Here is a 23,696-nt window from a genome sequence, read left to right as displayed (position 1 = left end):
GAACAGGATTCGATGCAGTTGGTGACGGATTTTACTCGGCACGTTGCCGATGCGCGGTGATCGATCCACCTGTTTGATCAAAGTGTGGGCTGGTCTTTGGGTGCAACATGATCTGCTCTATTCGCGCACCCATTCATGACAGCCCTGTATTCAATTGCTAATAATATGTTGTGTTAACACGGGTTTTGAGTGCATGCAGATTGAAGATACCGCCTTATCTGGCGTCCTTATCCTGACGCCCAAGCGGTTCGGGGATGAGCGCGGTTTTTTCTCTGAATCTTGGAACCGAAAAACCTTGAGCGCACATGGGATCGTCCTGGAATTTGTGCAGGATAATCATTCGGTTTCTGCTGGTGTTGGGACTCTGCGGGGGTTTCATTTCCAGTCGCCGCCCCATGCGCAGGATAAGCTTGTACGCTGCGGGCAGGGGGCATTGTTTGATGTAGTGATCGATATCCGCAAAGGTTCACCCACATACGGGCGGTGGCTGGGTATTGATCTGACAGCAGAGAACGGAAAACAGCTTTTGGTGCCCAAGGGGTTCTTGCACGGATTTGTCACGCGGAAAACCAATACTGAGATTTGCTATAAATGCACCGACTATTACGCACCCGAGTGCGAGGCAACAGTGCGCTGGGACAGTTGCGGTGTGGATTGGGGCCTGACCGGCGACCCGGTGCTGTCTAATAAGGACGCAGTGGCCCCCATATTTGCCGAATTCGACAGCCCATTTGTCTGGGAGGGCATGCCATGAAGCTGCTGGTCACAGGGGGTGCGGGGTTTATCGGATCGGCCGTCGTGCGGCGGGCGGTTCGGGATGGGCATCAGGTGGTCAATCTGGATGCGCTGACCTATGCGGCCTGCCTCGACAATGTGGCCGAGGTGGCGGACGATCCTAACTACACCTTTATAGAGGCTGATATTCGGGATCGCGCGACCCTGGACCGGGCGCTGGCGGAATATGCCCCGGAAGTGATCATGCACCTTGCGGCTGAAAGCCATGTGGATCGCTCGATCGACGGGCCCGGTGCCTTTATCGAGACCAACGTGACCGGCACCTATACCCTACTTGAAGCGGCCCGGGCATATTGGGAAGGGCAGGGGAAGCCGGACAGCTTTAGGTTCCACCATATCTCTACCGATGAGGTCTATGGCTCGCTAGGTCCAACCGGTCAGTTCACCGAAGAGACGCCCTATGATCCGCGTTCACCCTATTCGGCGAGCAAGGCCGCAAGCGATCATCTGGTGCGGGCGTGGTTCGAAACCTATGGCTTGCCGGTGGTGTTGACAAATTGCTCGAACAATTACGGGCCGTATCATTTCCCCGAAAAGCTGATCCCCGTCACCATTCTGAACGCTTTGGCAGGCAACCCGTTGCCGATCTACGGCGATGGGTCGAATGTTAGAGACTGGTTATACGTCGAAGACCATGCCGAGGCGCTGCTGCTGGTAATTCAGAAAGGCCAGATCGGACGCAGCTACAACATCGGCGGTGAAAACGAGTGCACCAACCTGCAACTGGTGCAGATGCTGTGTGGTATTCTGGATCGTCTGCGCCCCGGACCGGTGCCTTACGCCGACCTGATTACCTTTGTCGCCGACCGTCCGGGTCACGATGCCCGCTATGCCATCGACCCAACCCGCATCCGACAGGAGCTTGGCTGGCGACCATCGGTTAGCATCAAAGAGGGGCTGGAGCGGACCGTTCTGTGGTATCTGGACAATGAAAGCTGGTGGCGCGCGCTGCAAAACCGGGACGGTGTTGGCAAGCGATTGGGTATGAAAGCATGACCATCCTTGTCTTTGGGCGAACCGGGCAGGTTGCACGGGAAATGGCAGCGCATGCAGGTGTGACATGCCTGGGCCGTTCCAAGGCGAACCTGGAACAGCCTGCCTCCTGCGCGGCGGCCATTCGTGCCGCTGCGCCACAGGCAGTGATCAACGCGGCGGCCTTTACAGCCGTTGACCGTGCGGAAGAAGAAGAGGTGCTTGCAACCGTCATCAACGCGGTGGCTCCCACTGCGATGGCGCGGGAATGTGCGGCGTTAGGCATCCCTTTCGTCTCTATTTCGACGGATTACGTGTTTGACGGCTCGGGGGACGCCCCGTGGAAACCCGCAGATACAACCAGACCGTTGGGGGCGTATGGGCGTTCCAAACTTGCAGGAGAGCAAGGTATAAAGCAGGCCGGAGGAGCCTACGGCATCTTGCGTACCTCGTGGGTGGTGTCGGCCCATGGCAACAACTTCGTCAAGACGATGCGGCGGCTTGGAGCCGAACGAGGCCAGTTGTCGATTGTGGCCGACCAGATCGGCGGCCCAACGCCCGCACGGAACATCGCGGCGGCTTGTCTGTCGATGGCGCAGCAACTGATCAAGGATGCGGGCAAAACGGGTATCTACCACTTTGCGGGCGCACCAGACACCAGTTGGGCCGGGTTTGCCCGGGCAATTTTTGCCGAATTAGAGATTGATTGTGATGTAACGGACATTCCGTCCGGCGAATATCCCACCCCCGCCAGACGCCCATTGAATTCCCGCCTTGATTGTTCCTCACTGGAAACAACTTTTGGCATTACACGTCCTGATTGGCGGCAGGGGTTAAGGGATATTCTGCAAGATTTGGAAAACGCGTCATGAGTACACGGAAAGGCATCATACTTGCGGGGGGATCAGGTACACGCCTCTATCCGATCACGATGGCCGTCTCAAAACAGCTGTTGCCGCTTTATGACAAGCCGATGATCTATTACCCGCTGTCTGTGCTGATGCTGGCCGGTATTCGCGACATTTGTGTGATCACCACCCCGCAGGATCAGGACCAGTTCAAGCGCACGCTGGGGGATGGCAGCCAGTGGGGGGTTAGCCTGACCTATGTGGTGCAGCCCAGCCCTGACGGTCTGGCGCAGGCATATATTCTGGCCGAAGAATTTCTGGCCGGCGCGCCTTCGGCGCTGGTTCTGGGGGATAACATCTTTTTTGGCCACGGCCTGCCCAAATTGCTGGCCGCGGCGGATGGGCATGCCGAGGGTGGGACTGTGTTCGGCTATCACGTGGCCGACCCTCAGCGCTACGGCGTGGTTGCTTTTGACTCGGACGGACGAGCACGCGAGATTATCGAGAAGCCTTCGGTACCTCCTTCGAACTATGCCGTTACCGGCCTTTACTTTCTGGATGGCTCGGCACCTCAGCGCGCTCGACAGGTCAAACCCTCGCAGCGGGGTGAGTTGGAGATCACCGACTTGCTGCAGATGTACCTGGAAAAAAGCCAACTTAGGGTCGAAACCATGGGGCGGGGCTATGCCTGGCTGGATACTGGCACCCACGCCAGCCTGTTGGATGCAGGCAATTTTGTGCGGACCCTTGAAGAACGTCAGGGGTTACAGACGGGATGCCCCGAAGAGATAGCCTGGCAGCTGGGTTGGATCAGTGACGCGCAGTTACGTCAGCGGGCCGAGATGTTCGCGAAGAATGAGTATGGGACTTATCTGGACGGTTTGTTGGAGTAACAGACCGGCTGAAAGAACCGACTATCGGGCAAGGGGTCGTCGTAAAGCTTGCTGTCTAAATTCAAAAAATTCACCCTAGGACTTAGGTGAAATAAAATCGAAGTGGTGAAGATATTCCAGGTCAAATAGTTTGCGGGAACGATGTGTCGAAAATTTCATAAAGACCGGACATTGATGGGCTTCGCGCGGCCGCCGAAGTTCCAGTTGTCCTGCACCGAGCTGGTTTTGCGGCGGTCGAAGAACAATTCTGTCTTGGTTTTCTAATATTGTTGTGGGTAAGGGCGAAGCAATCGCGCCAATAGCAAACTTCCATCTTACCCCAATGCGGGTTTGGGAACTGAGGCTGGGTGCGCTGTTGGTGATCTGTGCATTTTCAGAACTCCGTCGCCCACTGAACGCTGTGGCGATCGGGCTGACTGGATTGGCCACGATCATAGACAGTATCGTGCTGATCTGTGTATTTCTTTCTGTTCTGCTTGCGACGGCAAGCTTGTACCTGATCGAGAGGCGCTTTCGCATTCCGGCCAGCAAAGGGGGCCCTTCGCGAAACGTATTTTCCTGGGAGCAGGCACAGGTATCACGCTTATTTTGGGGCTCGCCGTCATACCTATTTTGAAAGAGGGCGTTCCAAGCAGTGTTCCTGTCGAGTTGGTGGCAAAAAATGAACAAGTTCAAGGTATCCCATTATCCGATGGAGGCGTGCAGACAGTGGGAAGACGTTAAAGAACCCTGCAAATGGGGGATTCTATTCACGCAGACGCAGAACCCCGTGTCGTCGTGTGGAGGGATTCCCATGCAGGGTCCTTGCTGCCAGGCATAGATTTCTCGCAGTCGACGAATATGTCTCGGCTGCGGGTTGGGTAGATCGGGATACGCAGTTGAAAACCTCTGAAACGGCTGCTTCAAAGGCTGGAAAGCCGGGTATTGAGGTTCTTATGGTCGGTTCGATATCAGAGATCGGGTTCAACGTCCCCGATGCCATCGCAGGCAGCGCTGCGTTTGGGACTCGGTTGCGCGTGCTCCCGTCACGGTAAGAGTTTGACCCGCGTAACTCCCGCTCATACGCAGTTCTGGCGGAATCCCGTCGGGAATTCGACGCGACGCTTGTGCGCCCTGCTAATTTTTTTGCGATGAGTTCTACCGGTCTTGCTGGATCAGCATTTCCAGCAGAATTAGATCCTTCCGCCTGTACACTGGGGCATATCCGCAAGGGCGGTTGCTCAACCCCTCAACAAACCGGGCTATGTTGTGAAAATGTCTGCAATCAAGAGACAGTCCATATCAAAATACACGAGTGCCGGTACATTCGCTTCGACGCGTGGCCTGGAAACGGGGATAATCGGACAAGTTTTATCGGGCGGCTGTGTCTGGCCCGTGCAAGGTCAGGATTGGTTAGGTGCCCGGAGATGTGCGTGTGATCGGAGAAGCTGACATGAAGCCGCCATCCCCCGCGATTGGCCGCAGTGATTTGGCAATTCTTCTGTTCATTCTGCTGCTCGCTGCCGTGTTGAGAATTGCAGAGCTGAACTCACCGCTTTGGTATGATGAAATCTGGACTGTGGACACGCATGTTCGTTTGCCCTGGGGCGACATGATGCGCGAATACTCCATGAACCATCATTATTTCTTCAGCATGAAGGCAAAGCTGTTTTCTCAGATATTCGGAGAGGAAGCCTGGGTCTACCGTTTCCCAGCCGTAGTGTTTGGCGTTGGCATCGTCGCCGCGATCTGGTGGCTGGCCAAAGAGGTCGCAAACACCTGGATCGCCCATGTCTCTGCCTTGCTTGTGGCCCTGTCCTACCATCAGGTCTGGTTCTCACAGAATGCGCGCGGATATACCGAGCTTGCTTTCTGGAGCGTGCTGGGCCTCATTCTTTTTTTGCGGGGTGTGCGGCGTCCGGCGATGAAAACCTGGATCGCCTTTGGACTGACCGCCGCCGCCGCTGTTTTCACGCATTTGACGGGTGCATTTTTCTTTGTCGCGCTAGGGTTCGTCTGGCTGATCTCACTGGTGATCGGGTTCGGTCGTGAGGCCCCCCTGACTCGCGAATGGGTGCTGCAGCCGCTGATCGGCGTTGCCCTTGCGCTGGTTCTGACCTTTTTAGCCTATTTGCCGATTTTACCCAGTGTTCTGAATACCATGGGTGAGATATCGGCGACGTCCTCTGTCGACAAGATGCAGGTCTATCAAAACCCGATCTGGACCATGGTCGAAGGCGTGCGAACTGCAATTGGCAATACCGGGCCATTGACAGTGATCGTGGCCGTGGCGGGGTTGGTGACCATTGCTTTTGGCGCATTGGGGACGCATGCGAAACAGCCACTGTTTTTTGTCACCATCGCCATGCATATCGTCGTGACGCTGGTTATTCTCATGTCGCTGGATATGCGGATTTGGCCGAGGTTTTTCTTTGTCGATATCGGTCCGGTCATTGTTCTTGTCGTTGTCGGTTGCGGCTATGGTGCCGGTCTGGTGGCGCGGCTGTTTAGACGGCCTCAGATTTCGCGGCCGTTGTTTATCGCAGGTGTTCTGGTGATGGTTGCCGTGTCCATGTTTCTGGTACAGCGCAACTATGATTCTCCTAAACAGAATCTGGCCGGGGCTTTTGCCTTTGTCGAAGAAACGCGCGGCCCTTCAGAACGCGTTTATGCCATCAATCCCGGCGGACCTGTTTTTGAAAGTCACTTTGATGCTGACTGGAAAACCATCGGCGACGCAGAGAGCTATGCCAAGGCGATGGAACAACCCGGACCTGTGGCGCTGGTGGTTTTGTTTCCGAACCGGATGCTGCGCGTCATTCCACGGCTTGGGACGGATGCTGATAAGGAACTGGAACTTGAACGCACCTTTGCCGGCACGCTTGGGGACGGACACGTTCTTATCTATCGGCGCAAGTGACGTCGCTATAGAAACAACTGATAGAAGGCGTGCAGGCTCCTATTGGCGTGTCGGGTAATTGTTGACGAGCGTGGACCCGGCTTTAAGGCGGTCGACCTCGCTGCCAGGGCGCACCCCGTATTCGTGAAAGCCATTGGCGGCCCCGGTCGCATAATAGATGAACTCTCGGTCATAATAGCCGGGGCTCGAAGGGGACTGATCCTGAACAATGACGTTGTTGAGTACGGCCCAATCCTTTTGGTTCTGGTACCCGTTGATCCCGCTGACTACGTTTTGCTCGATTACGACAGAAGTCGAATATGAGATATTTATGCGCGGGATCGATACCTTGCCGCCTTTCGGTTGGCGGACCCGGATGATCGAGTTTTTGCGAATCGAAAGATTGTCGGCCCCATGAACCGAAATGCCGTGCATATGCGCGTTGTAGATCACGTTGTTTTCAATCAGCACGTTCTTGTGCCGCAAAAGGGGGTCACTTGTATTCTTACCGCTTTTGCCCATGAAAATCGTCTGGGTATAATCTCCGGCTCCGATGTCAAAGACGTTGTCCCGGATCACGATATTCGAACTGCCTCGGTTCGTCGTCCGCATCAGTTGGATCATGTCCCGGTGATCGCGGCTGTTGCCGCCGCGGAAAGTGTGAAACCTGTTCAGTTCGATCGTCAGGTTGTCAATTCCGCTTAGGGCCATTCCATCAGCCCGAATGTCATAGAACTGATTTCGGCTCAGCGTCAGATGTGTGGTTTTGAACGCAGTCAGCGCTTTCCACCATTTACGAAACAGGCTGTTCGAGATGGTTATTTTAGAACTGCCCGTGATCTGCAAGCCAAGGCCGTGCCCTATGCCGGTGTTGTAATCCCCGTCGAATACGGAATTGGTGATGGTGATGTTGTGACCGTTAGCAATGCCGAAATGGTTAGTACGGTGCTTGTCGCCACGCTGGAAGGAATAGTCGAACATCAACCCATCCAGCATGAGATTGCCAGCATTCTTCAGGCGTAAGCCTGTGAAACATGCCGGTGAACTTGGATCAGCAGACCGGATCGTGACTGGGGTTTTGAAAGCCCTTTTGACGATCAAAGCGTCGTAGTTTCCCCCGGCCAACAGCAAGGTTTCCCCGCCGCTGGCATGATTGAGGGCTTGATTGAGGCCCTGGGCGTTTTGGATAACCTGGCCGTTTTGCGATTGTGATCCGCCTTTAAACCCAGAGCAAGCCGACGCTGCAAGCAATGGCGTTGCCAGAGATGCGAACACAAGAATGGACCAAAACAGGATGCCAACAGAGATATTTATACGTCTCATAGGAGTAACTCTTTATAATATTGGCTGTACAAGAAATATTAGGCACATACGAAAGCCTTGTCTATCGCGGCCCTGTCACCAGTCAGAGCGCGTCTTAGAGCCGATAAAACGATCTGCCGGCGACAAAACCATCAAGTCCAACAGAGCGCGCGAATTTGTAAAGGTCGCTTGTCTTGTTGATAAAGCCCGAGCGTTTGAAGTTCAGCGACGTGTTGCATAAGACGCCGACACCGCTGGTTGCCTTGAACTCGGTTAGCAGGTCATACAGCATCGCGTTCTGGTCTTTAGTCACGGTCTGCACCCGTGCCGACCCGTCCACATGGCTTACCGCCCTAAGGTTTGGGTTAGTCACTTGCTGAAAATGAAGCATGTGCGGCGAGGGGCCAGACCAGTCGAAATGGTTCGACACATCGTCCTCAAGGCAAACGGGTGACACTGGCGCAAGGCCCGCACGGCCTTTGATTCTGTTTACCCGGTCGCGTGTTTCGGTGGAAAAGGGCGCCGCCAGGATCGAGCGGTTCCCAAGCGCCCGGGGACCAATTTCGCAATTTCCCATGACCCAGCCGATGACCATTCCGTCATGCAGCGCTTGTGCGACCTCTCTAAGATTCAATTCGCGGCTGGTGACACCTTGCATATCTACCCGGTCGTCGTTGAATGGCTGGCCTGCATACACTGTCCAGTCCAGTTTGGCCCGCCCCGTAAAATGACGCATGGCATCAACCGCTGTACCGATTGCACTGCCCGAGTCATTGGTGCATGGGGGGATGAAGACATCGCGGAACAGGCCGCTGTCCCGCCAACGCGTGTTCCAGCGATAGTTCAGGCCGCATTCTCCGGTAATCAACAGCGGATAGCGCTTGGTCAGATTGGCCTTTGCGAAATCGTGGAAATGGGAAAACACCGCGTCGGAATATCTGGCCGCAAGGTTGTGGAACCTAGGCGAAGTGACGCCAATGTTGTAGTAGGGTGAGTTTTTGAACGCTTCCTTGTTCAGGAAACCAGGATCCGCGCCGTTTTGTAACAGTGCGTCAATCAAACCCTGTGCGTCGCCATCAATGACGTTTGCCTCGCCATGTGCGCTGGCTGATTGCAGCTTGCTGGAAAACTCCTTTCCCGGGGTATTATCCGTTCCCGAAAAACTGGGGTCGGCAAGCGCATAGAGAAAGGAAAATCGGCGCCCGGGCGCAGCCAGCACCCGCCCCATGTGATGTATATTTAGGTTGCGATCGATTTCATAGAAATCACCCAGCGCATCATCCCAGACTAAGACATAACAAGGCTCGCCCTGTTCGAAGGGCGACAGCCCATAAGCCGCCCAGATGAGCGAGCGTTCGTGCGAGGAAGAATAATAGTCCAGCCGTTTCCCGAAAAAGTTCTTTGTTCCGACAATGGCCGTGCTTTCGTCGATGCCAAAGCTTCCGGCACCGGATATGGCGGTATGGCTTTCCCCCGGCGTCGACCAACCGCTCAGCGCCAGAACGTCAGGAAGCTCGTTGAACCACAGCCCGGCGTCGAGGAGGGTATTCGGGTCTATTGGTGAGTTTCGGGGAAGGCTGTCTTTCTCGGCTTCATAGGAAAACATCAGATGCTGTTTTGGCGCGTCGACCCCTGCGACCGCCCCATCATGCCCGGATTTGAAGGAAAGAATTTTCATACTAGCACTCTAATCCAACCAGCCTTTCGTTGTCAGGTGATCAAGGACGGCCTGGGCGGCAACCTGATGCCCCTCTGGGGTCCAATGCGCATCGTCCAGAAAATAGACCAGTGTTCCGTTAGCGGCGGCCTCCTGCAAGGCAGGCGTCAAATCCATATAGTCTACGCCGTTCTCATCGGCCCATGTCTTAAGTTCAGCGGCCAGTTTCAAGGACACCCAGTCCTGTACGACGCTGTCATCGGGAAAGGCCAACAAATCGCGATAAACATCTATTTTGATCGGAATATGCGCGATCAGTAGCTTCCCGCCATTTCCCCGAACAAGGGCGTCCCCCTGCAACAATAGCTCTTTGAGATAGGGCAAGCGTGCCTCGACCCTGTCGGGGGGGGGATAGGCGAAATACATTGCCGTTTCTTCAGACCAAGCTGCATCAGGGAAATGACCAGACTGCGTACGCGCATAATTTTCCCCCTGTAAAGTACGCCTTGCCAGCGAACTCCACGAGGCCAGACTGGAAGATAGGTTGTTGAAGAATGACCTTTGGTTGAATCGGGCTGGTTCGGCCAAGTGAGCGTTGCTTAAAACAAACTCTTCATGACTGATCGGAAAGTATGGCAGATCGTTGCCTTCAAAAAGAAACCAGACCACGACCTTGGGTGAGTAGTCATCCAGATGATGGAGCATCGCGCTTAGCCCGTGATAAAGCGAATAATCGCTTTGAGCGATGCCTATGGCCGTATATTCGGAACCTTGCATGATCTGTTCTGCGACGGTCACATCCTGACTAACCTTGTACCCTTCGATGAAGCTGTCACCAACAAGCAGAAGATCGGGTTCTGCTATTGGCGCGCTGTTGCGAAAGCCGTTGTGATCATAGGTGTAGTCTGCCTCGTACAGGCGACCCGTGCGTGCACCAAGCGCTAACACGGAATCTCCCGGTCGCATCTCGCTGTATTGGTCGTTTTCGGGGCGGTGAAAAAAGCCGCCCGGTTCATAAACCCGATTATGGGGTCCTAAAAGGCTAACCCCTTTGGGGATAAACACCTGCCGATAATCTATGAGGCCAGTCAGAGCGGGCAGTTCAATCAACAAGGCAATAAACCCAAAAGTCGCAACACTTAAAGCAACGTTTTGGGCAATGTCCCGGCGCCGGTTGACCTGGGTTGCCAACATGTATCCCAGCAGTGCCGCAACGCTGAGCAGAAGATTGATGTAAAACCTGACTTGGGGATACACAAAGAAGAAATTCTCGAAATGCTTGGCCGGTTGGCGCGTCGCTGCCCAGACAAAAAGAACAAAACCAAGCAGAACGAGCCCGAGCCAGAAACAGTTTTGCTGCAGTTTCAAAAAGACCAGCCCCAAGAATGCAAACAGAAGCTGAATTCCAACTATTGCGTACGTGAATAAATCGGATTCAACCTGCCCGTCCGACGTGACCAACGCTTGTACCGACCATTTGTTGAACGCCAAACTTGCGACCATCAGGAAAACCCCGAGCAGTTTCCGATAGTCGATTTTGGATAGTGCGAGCGTCATTTTGGTCTCATACATCGAATTCCAGTAGGCACTATATTGACCGTGTCGCGAACAACGCGACGAGAGGTATCTGTCCTAGTCCAGCTCAAACGCTTCTTTATAATCCTGTTTCAGCGCCTGATCCTGATCAGGTTTTCGCAAAATGCAACGGCCGATGACCAGCATGTCCAGCTCGGTGCCCATGAAGCAACGGAACGCGTCTTCGGGAGTACAGACGATCGGCTCCCCTCGGACGTTGAAGGATGTGTTGACCACAACCGGGCAACCGGTGCGCTGCTTAAATTCGCTAATCAGCGCGTGGTAAAGGGGGTTGGTTTCGGCATGCACGGTCTGAACCCGGGCAGAATAGTCGACATGGGTGACCGCCGGAATATCCGAGCGCACAACGTTAAGCTTGTCGATCCCAAAAAGCTGTGTTTCTTCCGAGGTCATCGTGCGGCGCATCTTTTCCTGAACATCCGCAACCAGCAACATGTAGGGGCTGTCATAGTCCAACTCGAACCAATCGCTTACATCTTCGCGCAGGACTGAAGGGGCAAAGGGGCGAAAGCTTTCCCGGTATTTCACCTTGAGGTTCAGCGTCTTTTGCATCGAAGGGGACCGGGGGTCGCCAATAATGGACCGTCCCCCAAGCGCGCGAGGCCCAAATTCCATCCGGCCCTGGAACCAGCCAAGCGCCTTACCGTCGACCAGAGCTTTCGCTGCCTCGGTGATCATGCCATCGGTTTCGAATGTCTCGAATTTTGCGCCAATCGCGGTCAGGCGTTGCTCAATGTCATCCTGTGCAAAGGATGGGCCCAGATAAGAGCCTTGCATCTTGTCGGACGGGCTGCTGCTTTGACGCTCGTTTTTCAGTTCCGTGTGCCAGGCCGCCAATGCGGCCCCAACCGCACCTCCGGCATCCCCGGCGGCAGGCTGCACCCAGATATTCTTGAACGCGCCGTCCCGCAGGACATGACCGTTGGCAACGCAATTCAGCGCCACACCACCGGCCATGCACAGATTTTCGATGCCATATTCCTGCGCGGCAGAGCGGGTCAGCCGCAGCACAATTTCTTCGGTCACGGCCTGAACCGAGGCCGCGATGTCCATGTGGAACTGGGTCAGTGGGTCTTTTTCAGGTTGGCGCACAGGCTCGCCAAACAGGTCAGAGAAACGTTGGTTGGTCATCGTCAGACCAACGGCATAGTTGAAATACTGCATGTCCAGCCTGAAGGACCCGTCCTCCTTCAGGTCAACCAGGTTCTCTAGAATGACATCCTTGAAGCGGGGGACGCCATAGGGGGCCAACCCCATGACCTTGTATTCACCACTGTTGACCTTGAAGCCCGTGTAATACGTGAACGCGGAATAGAGCAGGCCGATCGAATGCGGAAAATGGATTTCCTTTTCAATCTTCAGGTCCTTGCCGCGCCCGATCGCCAATGTCGTCGTGGCCCATTCGCCGACACCATCCAGCGTCAAAACGACCGCCTCTTCAAAAGGAGAGGGAAAGAAAGCACTGGCAGCGTGGCTGAAATGGTGCTCACTGAACATCAGTTTGTTACCTGGCCGAAACTCGGGATCGTGGCCGCGCAGCTCCCGGCTCAGTAAGTCTTTTTGAAACAGCTTCTCGCGCAACCAGACCGGCATGGCCATCCGAAAGGAATTTAGCCCGCGCGGAGCGTAAGAGACATATGTTTCCAGAAGGCGTTCGAATTTTAAGAATGGCTTGTCATAAAACGCGATGTGATCGACGTCGCCAATTCCAATGCCAGCCTCACCCAGAACATATTCTATTGCGTGAAACGGATATCCTGCATCGTGCTTCTTGCGCGTAAAGCGCTCTTCCTGCGCTGCGGCGACCAAAGAGCCGTCAACAACAATGGCCGCAGCGCTGTCGTGATAGAACGCAGAGATTCCAAGAATTGCAGTCACGTGCCGGCCCTAGAACAGCGTATAGATGAACGGAGCAATAGCCGAACCCTGGCTCAGCACGATCAACCCGCCAAAAAGAACCATCATGGCAAGGATCGGAAGTAGCCAGAATTTCTTTCGAAACCTGAGAAATTGCCACATCTCTACCAGAAACGACATCCGATACTCCTAAAATTGATTTTTCATCGAACCCACGTTTTCCGTGCGCTCTATCCAATATGTGTTTGTGCCTTTGTTTAGTTTTTGTCTCAGAAGGTCCTTTCCCAAGGCCCTCATGATCAGTCCGGTTGGCGTCACGGTCAAAAAAAAGACCACTGCCATGACGATGGGTGCAACAATCGCGCCTAGAAGCAGGCCGAACTTGGTCCACAGTCGGTTTGCGCCCGACAGCAGCGATGGGCGCAGCAAAGTGACCAACAAAAACGCGACCGCAACCGCCAGCGCCCAATACCGTAAGCCTCCGCTGCGGATCAGCGGCCATAGACCAATGATGGTGAATACAACTGCAAAAACGAAACCAAAATTGCGATTGCTGCCACCTTGGACTTCGTGACGTGCCTCAATATCGATCATAACAAGATCATCTCATTCGGATAACTTTAAGAACTCATACAACGCCCTGAAAAACCAGTCAGGGAAACCAACTCTGTTAATTTATACACTCAGGCTTTGCTGTTGTCGCAAATTTTTTTGGCAAATGGGCGCTATTCCCAAAAATCTGGTCGCAAGGGCCGGTTTTGAGGTCGATTGGAGCGTGAAATTCACACTCAGTGTAGTGAAAGCGGAAACAAATGGGGTGGAATTCAGGTATTGGCTCAGTACTGCAGGTAAAGAGCGCCTGACCTGACGATGTGGCCAGATGGGTTCTCTCTCCTGAGGCGCGCTGACTTTTCCATCGGTCTGCGTATTATACCCAACAGATAGCCATTTGCGTCATGCGGTGTCGCCTCGTCCTCTCACTGCCACTTTTCAGTATCGAAGTGAAACTAACGGGGCGCAGGGAGGGAAGCCGATCGAATGGTTGACGTTAGGGAACCGAGCAAGTGATTGCCGATGTCTGACGAAGATACGCGAGGTCACGCCTGAATTATGGCATTTTGTTGACCATTGTTGCGACCCCGGAATCAATTCGTCAAACCCTAAGATGACCGCTAAGGGATGGGGAACAATTCCCGGTATCGAGTATCGAGTTCACTCGGAAATGAAGGCAATGAGGCAAAACTGTCTCAATACAGGCAACAGTTTCCAAACATAGCCATATTCTGGCCAACCTGTCGCCCTTGTGCGGCTGTTCCCTTTGTCCCGGGTGAGCGGGTTCTCGTGCGCTGCCACTCACAGCGCCTATGAAACAGAAGGTGAAACATGTCGACCACAATCACGGTAACCTCTGCGGCCGAGCTGAATCAGGCTTTGTCTCAGGCGAAAGGTGGGGAAACGATACTGCTTGCAGCAGGTGACTATGGCGCGCTGAACTTAAGCGCGAACTATGCATCGACTGTAACAATCAAGTCCGCGGATGCGAATGCACCCGCCACGATCACGAAGATGAACTTGAACAACGCGTCGAACATTACGTTCGAAGATCTGAATTTCGACTATAGCTTTAATGGGGAAGCAAAAAGCTACCGGCCGTTTTCGATCCAGAACAGTTCGAACATCACGATCGACAACTCCACGTTCTCGGGGGATGTGGCCACCGGAGTATCTGCGACAGCTGATGGGTACGGATGGGGTCAGGGCCTGTTTGTTTTTCGTAGCGACAACATCAACGTTACAAACAACGAGTTCCACGACTGGCTAAAAGGGATGTATGTGGGGATCAGCACGGATGTGACTGTCTCGGGTAACAACTTACATTCGATCAGTGAGGATGGGATGTTTTATGAAAACATCCAAGGCGCTGTGATCGAAGGCAACTATATTCACGACTTTGAACGTAATCCGAATTCTGGAGGTCATGGGGATTTCATCCAGTTTTCGAGGCTGACGGGTGTCAGTACCGACATCATCATTCGCGACAACGTCCTAGACATGGGTTCCGGGGATTGGGCGCAATCAATTTTCCTGGGGAACGGAAAAGTAGTCCAGCCCTACCAGAATATTCTGATCGAAAATAACACGATCTACAACGGGCACACACACGGAATTTCCGTGAGCGGAACAGACGGTTTGACGATCTCGAACAACACGGTTCTGGCAGTGCCTGGCGCGTTGTCTGGCGGGGTGTCAATTCCGAAGATTTCCGTAGCTGGAGGTTCGACTAATGTAACGATTGATCAGAACGTTGTTTCCCAGATCAGCGGCTACTCAGGCCAATCGGACTGGAATGTAACGGACAACGCTTTGGTCAAGACCCACCAATATGACAACGTGTTCACGTATCATGCGACTGGAGCGCAAAATGGATACAACCAGTATGGCGTCATACCGGGTAGCATCGTTGACAACTTGAATGCGGGTTCGGATTTGGCTCAGCAGTTTCCGTTCTCTTATGATGCTTGGGTTGGAACCGCTACTAGCGGCGGGACCACTCAGCCCGGTGGTGGAGCAACCCAACCCGGCAGTGGTACAACCCAGCCTGGCGGCGGGACCACCCAGCCCGGTGGTGGAACCACGCAACCCGATAGCGGGACGACCCAACCTGACAGTGGTACAACCCAGCCTGGCGGCGGGACGACCCAGCCCGGTGGTGGAACCACGCAACCCGATAGCGGGACGACCCAGCCTGACAGTGGTACAACCCAGCCTGGCGGCGGGACCACCCAGCCCGGTGGTGGAACCACGCAACCCGATAACGGGACGACCCAACCTGACAGTGGTATAACCCAGCCTGACAGTGGGACGACCCAGCCCGATAGCGGGAAGACCCAGCCTGACGACGGGGTCACGCAACCAGATTCAAGCCAATCGTCTCAGATGATGTTCGATGACTTTGTTCTCGATATTGGAGGTTTGCTGAATCAAGACGACATCGGACTGAAGGGTGACACGACCGTCGTGAATACCGGATCCGGCCCCGTTGTAGAATTCGATGGAAAGGACGACTACATAAACTTGGGTCGACTCGAAGAATTCAGTGGTTCAAGTGAGCTTGGGTTTACGGTCGAATTTGCCCGGGACGAAGCCGATGGAAGCGCGCAGCGCCTTGTTTGGAATCACCAGAAAATTGGCTTGATTCTCAAAGACGATGGGTTGGTCGTGAAAGTCGCCAATAATGACGCCAAATTCCACAAAGGCTTCAAAGCAAAGGACATTGGCTTGAACGATCTCGATAAGCATGAGATCACCGTTCTGGTGGATGAAGACGAGGACCGTTTGCAGGTTCTTGTTGATGATCAGGTTGTCATTGATGAAACCGGCGTGGACTTCGACTTTAGCGATGTAAACAACCGGAATTGGACGATTGGATCACAATGGCGGGCCGATATCGATGGTGAGGTCAGCTCCTTTGCGATCGATGATGAGGTCGAGTTTGTCGATACTACTGTTTTCGACAACGCGCTGATTGCCTGACGCCGCTATATGTAGCCAGCAGGCAAAGTGAAACATCTTGGACGGGGCGCAAAATTGCGCCCCGTCGCTGTTTGCCACACCAAAATTTCCGCGGGACTTTTTCACATAACACTATGTAAGTTCTGTATTCTGTCTATGATCATGATTTATGATTTTGTCTGATCGCTATCGCTTCATTTTTATTCATGTTCCCAAATGCGCGGGAACATCGGTGCGAAACGCTGTCTTACCATTTCATGACGCCGACAGCCGGTTTCTGAAAGCTGTAGAGAACCATCCGAAACTGGGTGAGGTCGATTTCCGCCACTTGCCGTTGTCCTTGTTGCGAGACCTGGACCCCGAAGCGTTCAGTAAGCTTGAGACCTATGAAAGCTACGCGCTTTTGCGCGATCCATTGCAACGGTTCCGGTCTGCCATGGCCCAACGTGCAAAGATGTATTTGGGCCAAGAATTCGCGCAGCTTGAGGATCGAGAGATACGCGACGAGATCGGCAAGGTTATTACCTATCTACAATCAGAACCTACTGTGATTGCGCCGGAATATATCCATTTCACCCGGCAATCGGGCTTCATTGAGGTCGACGGCAAACGGCTGGTCAGGAACCTATACCCTGTCGAACGGATGGATTGTTTCGTTTCTGACCTGGCTCGCCTTATCGGGACCGACGCACTGGAAATTGGTCATATCAACCAGACTACGGTGTTTCGTTACCAGGGTTTGAGCCGCGTCATGTACGCAGGCAGCGCAGTTGCCAAGCGAGTATTGCCCGACCCGATACACGAGAAGCTGCGTATTTCAGCCCGAAAAATACTAATGAAGCCAAGTGGTTCGGTCTTGCCTTCTGTTTTTGAGGAACCCGAAATACGTAATTTCGTAAAAGACTATTATGCGGCAGATTTTGCTTTGCACCAAAAAGCGCTTGAGGATGTTGCAGCATAACTAAATCCAATGCTGCTATGATTTAAACCGGATGAAAGTCACAGCCTTTGTGATATTCATCAAAAAAGTGCTTTTTTTCTGTGATCCGTGGTGGGGATAACAGACTGGTCGGAGATATTTCTGGTATCATAAGCGCAAAATGGTGGTGAGTTTCATTGGTAGCATCGACAGGTACAAGAGGGGCTTTGCAGGCGACGGGTGACAGTACCGGCCGCTCGTCTGGGTCGTTTATCCTCCCATTGCTGTTTCTAAGCTTCATTTTACCGGTATATTTTCAGCTCGCGGGGCTGCAACTCAGCGGCTATCGCATGGTTTTGTTGATTTTCTTTGTACCGGCAATGATCCGTTGGTTTGATGGGTCCGGAGGGTACTATGCGCCGGACTACCTGATTTTAGGATTTGCATTCTGGACAGTGTTGGCGATCGTGTTCCACCACGGGTTTTCGAGATGGGAATATAACGGTATCGCATTTGTCGAGGCGACGGGTCCGTATTTCATAGCGCGCTGGTTGATACGGGACGAGCATGCATTCCGTGCCTTTGTGCGCTGGATGTTCATTGCGGTACTGCTCATGCTGCCGTTTAGCGTCAATCAGTTCATTTCGAACAACTCTGTGCTTCTCGATTTGTTCAGCAAGGTGGGGACCATATATCCCATTATTCCACTCGAACCGCGCTTGGGCTTTTTCCGGGCACAAGGCCCGATGCCGCACCCGATCCTTTACGGTGTCTTCTGTAGCGTAGCCTTTTCTTTGGTTTGGTACGTCTTGGGAAATGACCGGAGTTTCACATACAAAGTTTCCAGGTCAGGAGGCGTTGTTCTTGCCACGTTTGTGTCTTTGTCAGCAGGGGCATGGCTTGCGATCGTGGTGCAGCTTGGTTTGATGACCTGGAAGAACGTATTCGCGTTTTTACAGAAAAAGTGGAACACGTTGCTGTATATGCTTGGCGGGCTGTACTTGTTCCTTGAAATTGCCGCGGACAGGCCTCCTGCCCAGCTGTTTGCAGCCTATCTGACGTTTAAGAAGTCAACGGCTTTCAACCGGATTAACATTTTTGTCTATGCGTCAGATGACGTCATTAGAAATCCAGTATTCGGGCTTGGGTTCAATCCTTGGACACGCCCGCGATGGATGCTTGGAAGTGTTGATAATTTTTGGCTGGTCATCGCTTTGCGCTATGGGTTGCCTGCACTCATATTTTTGGTGGCTGCCATAATTGTGATCTATGTAATTTTAGGCCGAGCCCAATTGCCCAACAGGTTGGAAAATTTCCGACTGGGGTACCTTTTTTCTCTGACCGGGTTTTGCATTGCAGCCGTTACCGTGCACGTCTGGGATGCAACATTGTGTCTTTTGATGTTTTTGTTGGGCGCAGGTCTTTGGATGGTCAATGCCAAAGAAGAAAGCGATCAGCCACAATCTGAGATGAAACAAAGCGGAAGGCGGCGAATAAGATATACGCGATTTGGGTCGGAAGACACGTGAATGGGCCAATGTTGGCGGCGGCACAGACGCGTGCTCGGTGAACGATGCAAGAGGATTTCGACAAGTGTCAGTTCAGCAAAGTAAAATTACGACGGATGCCGGAATTGGCCGAAAGCCGAAGCGATCGGCGCTGCAAAAGAAACTGACACAGGTTCCCATCTCGTTTCGCAAAAACTATGGGCTTTTGAAAAACCCTGAGTTTTGGCAAATTCTGCCACTTTTAATGTCCAACAGGTGGCGCGCGCGTGCTGGCGAAAAAGATCAACCCAAAATTTTCGTCGCGACGCACCACAAGGCCATGACCACCTATTTCAAAGCTGTGCTAAAGCTTCTGGCTTTTGGATTGGATGCGCGATTTGAGGAGCTTTCGAAACTGGCGCCTCAGCCTGAAACCAGGGTCTTTCTATCGGCCCATAGCCGGACGCCTTGGTCTGAAGTTGGCCCCTATCGGGGGATACATATCATGCGTGATCCGCGCGACATAATCGTATCCTCTTATCACTATCATCTGTGGACCAATGAGCTTTGGGCCCATATTCCGGATGAAAACGGGCAGACCTATCAGGAAAAGCTGCAGGCCGCGGACAAAAACGAAGGCCTGTTCATGACAATCCGTCATTTCATCTTTTTTAGCCGCGAAATTCTTGAGACCTGGGATTTGGATGATCCGAATATTCTTGAGGTTTCATACGACGATCTGATGGGGGATCAGCGTGATGCAGTCTATTCCGAGATGTTCAATTTCTTGGGGTTGCAGGGGCAAGAGCATGAATTGGGCGTCCGCCTGATGCGTCTGTTTGAGGCCGGAAAGCGCAGTAACGTCTCTGCCACGAAAACCAATGAGGGCGCGCATATCCGCAGCAGCCGCAGCGGGCAGTGGAAAGACGAGTTAGAGCCCGAGCATGTGGCATATATTGAACAGGAACTGGGACAGGTTCTGGAAAAATTCGGATACGCCCGAACCCCAGTTACAGGTTCGACGGGCGCTGTCTAAGGGATTTTTTTTCCCAGGGGTAAAAACTGTTTTCTGATCATGCTGACCGTGCGACGCATTCGTCTGCTGACAGGCATCCGACCCGCAAGGATCGCGTCAATCTCAGCCGGTGTCATATCCCCGCGCAAGGATGTGCGCGGGCGTAGAAACGCGGTGTCGCTCATATATCCCGCATCGCTGGAAAACGCGGTTTTGTAACCAGTGCGGCGCAGGGCACGTAGGACGCGGGCGTTGTATCTGCCAAAGGGTATCCCCGCCTTGGTCACCGCAGCACCGCTTAGTTCTTGCAGCACTTCGCGTGAGCCGGTCAGCTCTTGCTCAAGCGCGGCTGTTCCTAACATATTCCAGGCGACATGCGCGATCCCGTGGCTGCCAACACCCATTCCGGCAGACATCAGTGCTTTGACGTGATCGCGGGTCAGGGAGCCGGGCTCGTCCAATCGTCCCGTCAAAACAAAGAACGTCGCGGTCAGCCCCCGCTGCTTTAAGGCGGGCAGGGCGATCTTGTAATCCGAGAGGTTGCCATCATCAAAAGTCAGGCAGTAGGTCGACGGGGTGGGGCTGTCTGCAACCCGGTTTAGAACGTCAAAAAACTGTGCCTCAGACAGCCAGTAGGGTGCCTCGCCTTCTTCGAGGTCGCGGGCCGGTGTGCCTATGCCGTGGAAGTTGAGACCAATCAATCGGGCCATGTCAGGATTTCAGCTTTCTGTGCAGTGTTTCAGCAAGATTGATTAGACCTGTTCCAAGCCCACTTTGTCGGGCCTCAAACGGACCCGCCGCCATAGTGTCCACACCACCGGTGCGGAGTTTGAAGCGGGTGACACTTGGATTGGCGTCCTGATCAATGCCCCCCAGATCAAACCACTTGAGTCCTCGGTCCTGACAATAAAGCATGGCCTGCCACATCATAAAATGCCCTGTATTAAGCCTCCGTCCTGCATCCGATGTCGCCCCGAACAGATAAGTGGCGTTGTGGCGGGTATATCCGATCGTCATCGCGCCGATATCCACGTTGTCTTTGCGTGCAATTAAAACGTCATGTTCGAAATCCGACCCAGACAGGGCGTAATAGAATTCCGGTGGGATGTCCGGCTGAAACCCTTTGGCGGCCTGCACTTGTTCGTAGAGCTTGGAAAAGCGCCCGAACAGGTTCGTTATCGGACCAGTTTCAAGTTCCATCCCCGCCTTGAGCGCATTGCGCAGAGGATTGCGCCATTTGCCGTGCAAAGCGCGCATCAAGGTGTCTTCATCCTGCTCACAATCGACGATCACCGTCCTGTAGTGAGACGCCCGATCCGTTGGCACAAAGCCAGCCCCAGCGGCAACCTGATCTACCGACGAGACGTTGCGCGCCGATAACGCAGATAGTCGGAACCGCAGGATATGTCCGCTTTGCTCAGCATAGGTGCGCAGGGCAGTAAACACGGCCTCTAGTGTCTGTGGCGTGGTCTCGTGATGTACAAGCGGACCAGCCGGGATCCAGACGATGCCTCGCCCCAGGCCCGGCACCAATTTCAGGCGCAGGCAGGCCGCAGCAACGGGTCTGCCTGTCTGATCTGACAGGTTGACAAATTGCGCCTGGGCCCCGATCCGCCGTGCCGCCGCTTGCGCATAGGTTAGGGTTTGCTCATAGGTCAGGTCGCGAAATTCGGCACTGATCCGGGGCCAGTCTTCGGCAGCAACGGTTTGCAGTGTCAGAGACCCGGTCATAGTCGTGTCCGTATCCAGCTGGCCCAGAGCTTGCCGGGTTTCAGCCCCAGCCGGGGTCGAATTTTCAGAAACCAGGCGCGGTAGTAAAACAGGTGCAGCGCATCCGCCCAGCACAGCAAAACCCGCGCCCTCAGCCGCGCCGCAGGACGGTTCGCGGCCAGCACGATGTTATTGATCGGCACCAGCGTACCGCCGTAACTCAGTTTGTATTCGTATTCCCCGGCCCCGGCCTCGACCAGCCGGATACCATCCGCAATCAGCCCCTCCACCCGTTCGACCAGCCCCACACGCCCCAGCCCGACCTTTGCGAATTCAGGGTCTGTTTCACGGGCATTCAGCCACCAATAGGCCTTGTCGCCCAGGGTATAACGCAGTTGGCTCGACAGCAGCCTGTCGCCTTGCCATTGCTCATCAATCATGGCCCGGTCACTGGGGGCCAGCCGGTGCAGTAGGTCGCGATAGAACCCGGCGGCTACGGACCAATCCGAGAAATGCCCGCCTTTCCCAGCGGCCCGCCATTGTTTTGTGTGCAGCGCGATGAACCGGTCCATCATTGGATCGACCATATCCGGGCTTGAGCTGGTGTTGTTTAAAGGCGCTATTTCATTCAAGCGCTTAATATCCCGCCGTACCTCGCGCCGCCGACTTTTCGATAGCGTCTTCATGAACCCATCAAAGCTGTCGGGCAGGTCCATCAAAGTGTGTCCGCGCGGGCTGTCGTCGCGCAAGAGCGACACGTTTTGCACATCCATGGAGCGGAGGATTTTCAGCGATACCGACCGCTCTGACATCGGGGAAAGACTGATGGCGGCGCAGTTCAGTTGTTGGGTCAGATGCGTGAAGATGGCGCGCAGGGCGGCCTCTTCGTGACCGGTAGCAATAGGCAAGGCCATGACCGCGAAATTGGGATCGACCCCGGCCAACCGAGCGATGCGTACGGGAACTGGTCCGGCCCAGATCGTTTCGATGCAAAAAGGCAAGGCACCGATCAACTCGGGCCCGTCCCGTAGAATGAAACACACAGGACAGCGGCTGGAGGCAAAGCTCATGCCATAGTGGTCCCACCAGGCGACCTGCCAATCGCTCAGGAAATAGATATCGGCGCCGGTTGCCGTGACCAGATCATCCCATTCAGCCCTTATGGAAAGGGCCTGGGCCGGTGCCTGAAGGCATTCGAGCGCCTCTTGTGATCTGGTGGAAACCGCATCCATCACGTGGCCGGTTCCTGCCCAAACAGATGATACCGGATCGCGGCTCCCGACAGCCGCAACCGGGCCGAGCGGTCAGGTGTGGCACGCACCAGACCCAGCAGGCCAAAGGCGGTGCCCCGCAGCAGCGCGCTGGTGACGAAGATACTGCGCGTTATCAGCTCTCCGACCCGGCCATAGTGTTTTCGTGCATAGATCGTCTTGCTCTTTTGCTTTTGCACATACATGCGGGACTTGATCTGTGCGGTGCTTTTCGATCCGCCCTCAAGATGCAGAATCCGGGCTTCGGGGGCGAAGACGCAGCGCCAGCCGGCATCTCGGATACGTCGGCACCAGTCGGCCTCTTCCGAATAGATGAAAAAGGCGTCGTCCAGCAGCCCGACCTTTTCGAACACCGGGCGCGGGACCATCATGAACATGCCCGAGACCACATCCACGTCGCGCTGTGTGGTCCGGTCCCAACCGCCGTATTCCGGCCAGGGGAGCAGCCGTTTCAGCCCAAACTCGATCACCGCCACGCTTAGCGGTCCGGGATCGGCAAAGCAGGTCAGCTGTATGGTTTCGGGGTCTTCGAACACTTGGCATCCAACGCACCCAACATCCGGATGCGCGTCGAGCCATCCGCTCATGACGTCGATCGCATGGTCCAGGATGATCGTATCGGGATTGAGCAGCAAAAGCTTGTCGCCTTTGGCAATCTCCAACCCCTGATTGTTGGCCGCAGCAAAGCCGCGATTACTGGGGTTGGCGATCAGTTTTACGTTGGGAAAAATTTCACTGACCATTTCGGCCGAGCCATCGCCCGAGGCGTTATCCACCACAATGACTTCATGAGGCAGGCGTGTCTGATTTTCTATGGATTGAAGACAATCGCGCAAAATATCGCGCGTATTCCAGTTTACGATAACAATCGAAACAGCGCATCCTGTGCTTTCTGATTCAGATAAAACAATCATGTAACTCTCGATTCCGAGGAAACACACATCGCAACAGGCGCTTAATTCCCCAATACACAGGCCAATGAT

At 54.1% G+C, this 23,696-nt stretch carries 20 protein-coding genes; 9 read left to right on the top strand and 11 right to left on the bottom strand.

Annotated elements, in window-relative coordinates; genetic code table 11:
- Nucleotides 1–193 precede the first annotated feature (193 nt).
- From rfbC to rfbA, 4 genes are read left to right on the top strand one after another with little or no spacing between them, the layout of a single operon-like run.
- Nucleotides 194–754 carry a dTDP-4-dehydrorhamnose 3,5-epimerase gene (rfbC, locus tag ACR0DL_RS11200; RefSeq protein ID WP_170412479.1) on the top strand — a complete coding sequence of 187 codons (561 nt, stop codon included), beginning with the start codon at nucleotides 194–196 and terminating at the stop codon, nucleotides 752–754.
- Nucleotides 751–1,791: a dTDP-glucose 4,6-dehydratase gene (rfbB, locus tag ACR0DL_RS11195; protein ID WP_480689182.1), complete on the top strand. Its 1,041-nt coding sequence runs from the start codon at nucleotides 751–753 to the stop codon at nucleotides 1,789–1,791. Before rfbC ends, rfbB begins: the two co-directional genes overlap by 4 nt.
- Entirely contained in the window at nucleotides 1,788–2,639 is an 852-nt protein-coding gene (rfbD, locus tag ACR0DL_RS11190) for a dTDP-4-dehydrorhamnose reductase (RefSeq protein ID WP_480689180.1), read from the top strand. The genes rfbB and rfbD overlap by 4 nt, the downstream gene beginning before the upstream one ends.
- Nucleotides 2,636–3,508, top strand: coding sequence for a glucose-1-phosphate thymidylyltransferase RfbA (gene rfbA, locus ACR0DL_RS11185; RefSeq protein WP_480689178.1), 873 nt, complete (start codon nucleotides 2,636–2,638; stop codon nucleotides 3,506–3,508). Before rfbD ends, rfbA begins: the two co-directional genes overlap by 4 nt.
- Nucleotides 3,509–3,583: 75 nt before the next feature.
- On the opposite strand, the gene ACR0DL_RS11180 is transcribed toward rfbA, so the two are convergent.
- On the bottom strand, nucleotides 3,584–3,943 hold the full coding sequence (locus tag ACR0DL_RS11180; protein WP_480689176.1) for a hypothetical protein: 360 nt from the start codon (nucleotides 3,941–3,943) through the stop codon (nucleotides 3,584–3,586).
- A gap of 997 nt (nucleotides 3,944–4,940) precedes the next feature.
- Here ACR0DL_RS11180 and ACR0DL_RS11175 point away from each other — a divergent pair.
- The gene (locus ACR0DL_RS11175) at nucleotides 4,941–6,407 is read left to right on the top strand and encodes a glycosyltransferase family 39 protein (RefSeq protein WP_480689174.1); all 1,467 of its coding nucleotides are present in this window, start codon (nucleotides 4,941–4,943) and stop codon (nucleotides 6,405–6,407) included.
- A gap of 39 nt (nucleotides 6,408–6,446) precedes the next feature.
- Here ACR0DL_RS11175 and ACR0DL_RS11170 read toward each other — a convergent pair whose 3' ends face one another.
- The 6 genes from ACR0DL_RS11170 to ACR0DL_RS11145 all read right to left on the bottom strand — a co-directional run bounded on the left by ACR0DL_RS11170 (nucleotide 6,447) and on the right by ACR0DL_RS11145 (nucleotide 13,392).
- Nucleotides 6,447–7,709 (bottom strand): right-handed parallel beta-helix repeat-containing protein, encoded by a 1,263-nt coding sequence (locus ACR0DL_RS11170; RefSeq protein ID WP_480647221.1) that lies wholly within the window; start codon nucleotides 7,707–7,709, stop codon nucleotides 6,447–6,449.
- A 94-nt stretch (nucleotides 7,710–7,803) separates the two neighbouring features.
- Nucleotides 7,804–9,366 carry a carbamoyltransferase C-terminal domain-containing protein gene (locus ACR0DL_RS11165; RefSeq protein WP_480689172.1) on the bottom strand — a complete coding sequence of 521 codons (1,563 nt, stop codon included), beginning with the start codon at nucleotides 9,364–9,366 and terminating at the stop codon, nucleotides 7,804–7,806.
- Between the two features lie 9 nt (nucleotides 9,367–9,375).
- The gene (locus tag ACR0DL_RS11160; protein ID WP_480689170.1) at nucleotides 9,376–10,902 is read right to left on the bottom strand and encodes an alginate O-acetyltransferase AlgX-related protein; all 1,527 of its coding nucleotides are present in this window, start codon (nucleotides 10,900–10,902) and stop codon (nucleotides 9,376–9,378) included.
- A gap of 75 nt (nucleotides 10,903–10,977) precedes the next feature.
- A complete protein-coding gene (locus ACR0DL_RS11155) occupies nucleotides 10,978–12,819 on the bottom strand; it encodes a carbamoyltransferase family protein (RefSeq protein ID WP_480689168.1) in 1,842 nt (613 codons plus the stop codon).
- Nucleotides 12,820–12,828: 9 nt separating this feature from the next.
- Nucleotides 12,829–12,978: a DUF5989 family protein gene (locus ACR0DL_RS11150; protein ID WP_480689166.1), complete on the bottom strand. Its 150-nt coding sequence runs from the start codon at nucleotides 12,976–12,978 to the stop codon at nucleotides 12,829–12,831.
- 9 nt (nucleotides 12,979–12,987) lie between these two features.
- A complete protein-coding gene (locus tag ACR0DL_RS11145) occupies nucleotides 12,988–13,392 on the bottom strand; it encodes an SxtJ family membrane protein (protein WP_480689164.1) in 405 nt (134 codons plus the stop codon).
- Between the two features lie 789 nt (nucleotides 13,393–14,181).
- Between ACR0DL_RS11145 and ACR0DL_RS11140 the strand changes: the two genes are divergently transcribed.
- From ACR0DL_RS11140 to ACR0DL_RS11125, 4 genes are all read left to right on the top strand, one after another.
- A complete protein-coding gene (locus tag ACR0DL_RS11140) occupies nucleotides 14,182–16,332 on the top strand; it encodes a right-handed parallel beta-helix repeat-containing protein (protein WP_480689162.1) in 2,151 nt (716 codons plus the stop codon).
- Nucleotides 16,333–16,480: 148 nt separating this feature from the next.
- Nucleotides 16,481–17,272, top strand: coding sequence for a sulfotransferase family 2 domain-containing protein (locus ACR0DL_RS11135; protein ID WP_480689160.1), 792 nt, complete (start codon nucleotides 16,481–16,483; stop codon nucleotides 17,270–17,272).
- A 155-nt stretch (nucleotides 17,273–17,427) separates the two neighbouring features.
- The gene (locus ACR0DL_RS11130; protein ID WP_480689158.1) at nucleotides 17,428–18,759 is read left to right on the top strand and encodes an O-antigen ligase family protein; all 1,332 of its coding nucleotides are present in this window, start codon (nucleotides 17,428–17,430) and stop codon (nucleotides 18,757–18,759) included.
- 298 nt (nucleotides 18,760–19,057) lie between these two features.
- Nucleotides 19,058–19,753: a sulfotransferase domain-containing protein gene (locus ACR0DL_RS11125; RefSeq protein ID WP_480689156.1), complete on the top strand. Its 696-nt coding sequence runs from the start codon at nucleotides 19,058–19,060 to the stop codon at nucleotides 19,751–19,753.
- Here ACR0DL_RS11125 and ACR0DL_RS11120 read toward each other — a convergent pair.
- The 4 genes from ACR0DL_RS11120 to ACR0DL_RS11105 are packed head-to-tail and all read right to left on the bottom strand — an operon-like array spanning nucleotide 19,750 to nucleotide 23,627.
- Nucleotides 19,750–20,442 (bottom strand): polysaccharide deacetylase family protein, encoded by a 693-nt coding sequence (locus ACR0DL_RS11120; protein WP_480689154.1) that lies wholly within the window; start codon nucleotides 20,440–20,442, stop codon nucleotides 19,750–19,752. The genes ACR0DL_RS11125 and ACR0DL_RS11120 overlap by 4 nt on opposite strands.
- A 1-nt stretch (nucleotide 20,443) precedes the next feature.
- Entirely contained in the window at nucleotides 20,444–21,463 is a 1,020-nt protein-coding gene (locus ACR0DL_RS11115; RefSeq protein ID WP_480689152.1) for a lipid II:glycine glycyltransferase FemX, read from the bottom strand.
- The gene (locus tag ACR0DL_RS11110; RefSeq protein WP_480689150.1) at nucleotides 21,460–22,674 is read right to left on the bottom strand and encodes a GNAT family N-acetyltransferase; all 1,215 of its coding nucleotides are present in this window, start codon (nucleotides 22,672–22,674) and stop codon (nucleotides 21,460–21,462) included. Before ACR0DL_RS11110 ends, ACR0DL_RS11115 begins: the two co-directional genes overlap by 4 nt.
- Nucleotides 22,674–23,627 (bottom strand): glycosyltransferase family 2 protein, encoded by a 954-nt coding sequence (locus ACR0DL_RS11105; RefSeq protein WP_480689148.1) that lies wholly within the window; start codon nucleotides 23,625–23,627, stop codon nucleotides 22,674–22,676. Before ACR0DL_RS11105 ends, ACR0DL_RS11110 begins: the two co-directional genes overlap by 1 nt.
- Nucleotides 23,628–23,696: the final 69 nt, after the last annotated feature.

This window comes from Ruegeria sp. BB5 (genome assembly GCF_056539405.1).
The sequence above is the reverse complement of the archived record's forward strand: the minus strand, read 5'-3'. Positions and strand labels throughout refer to the sequence as shown.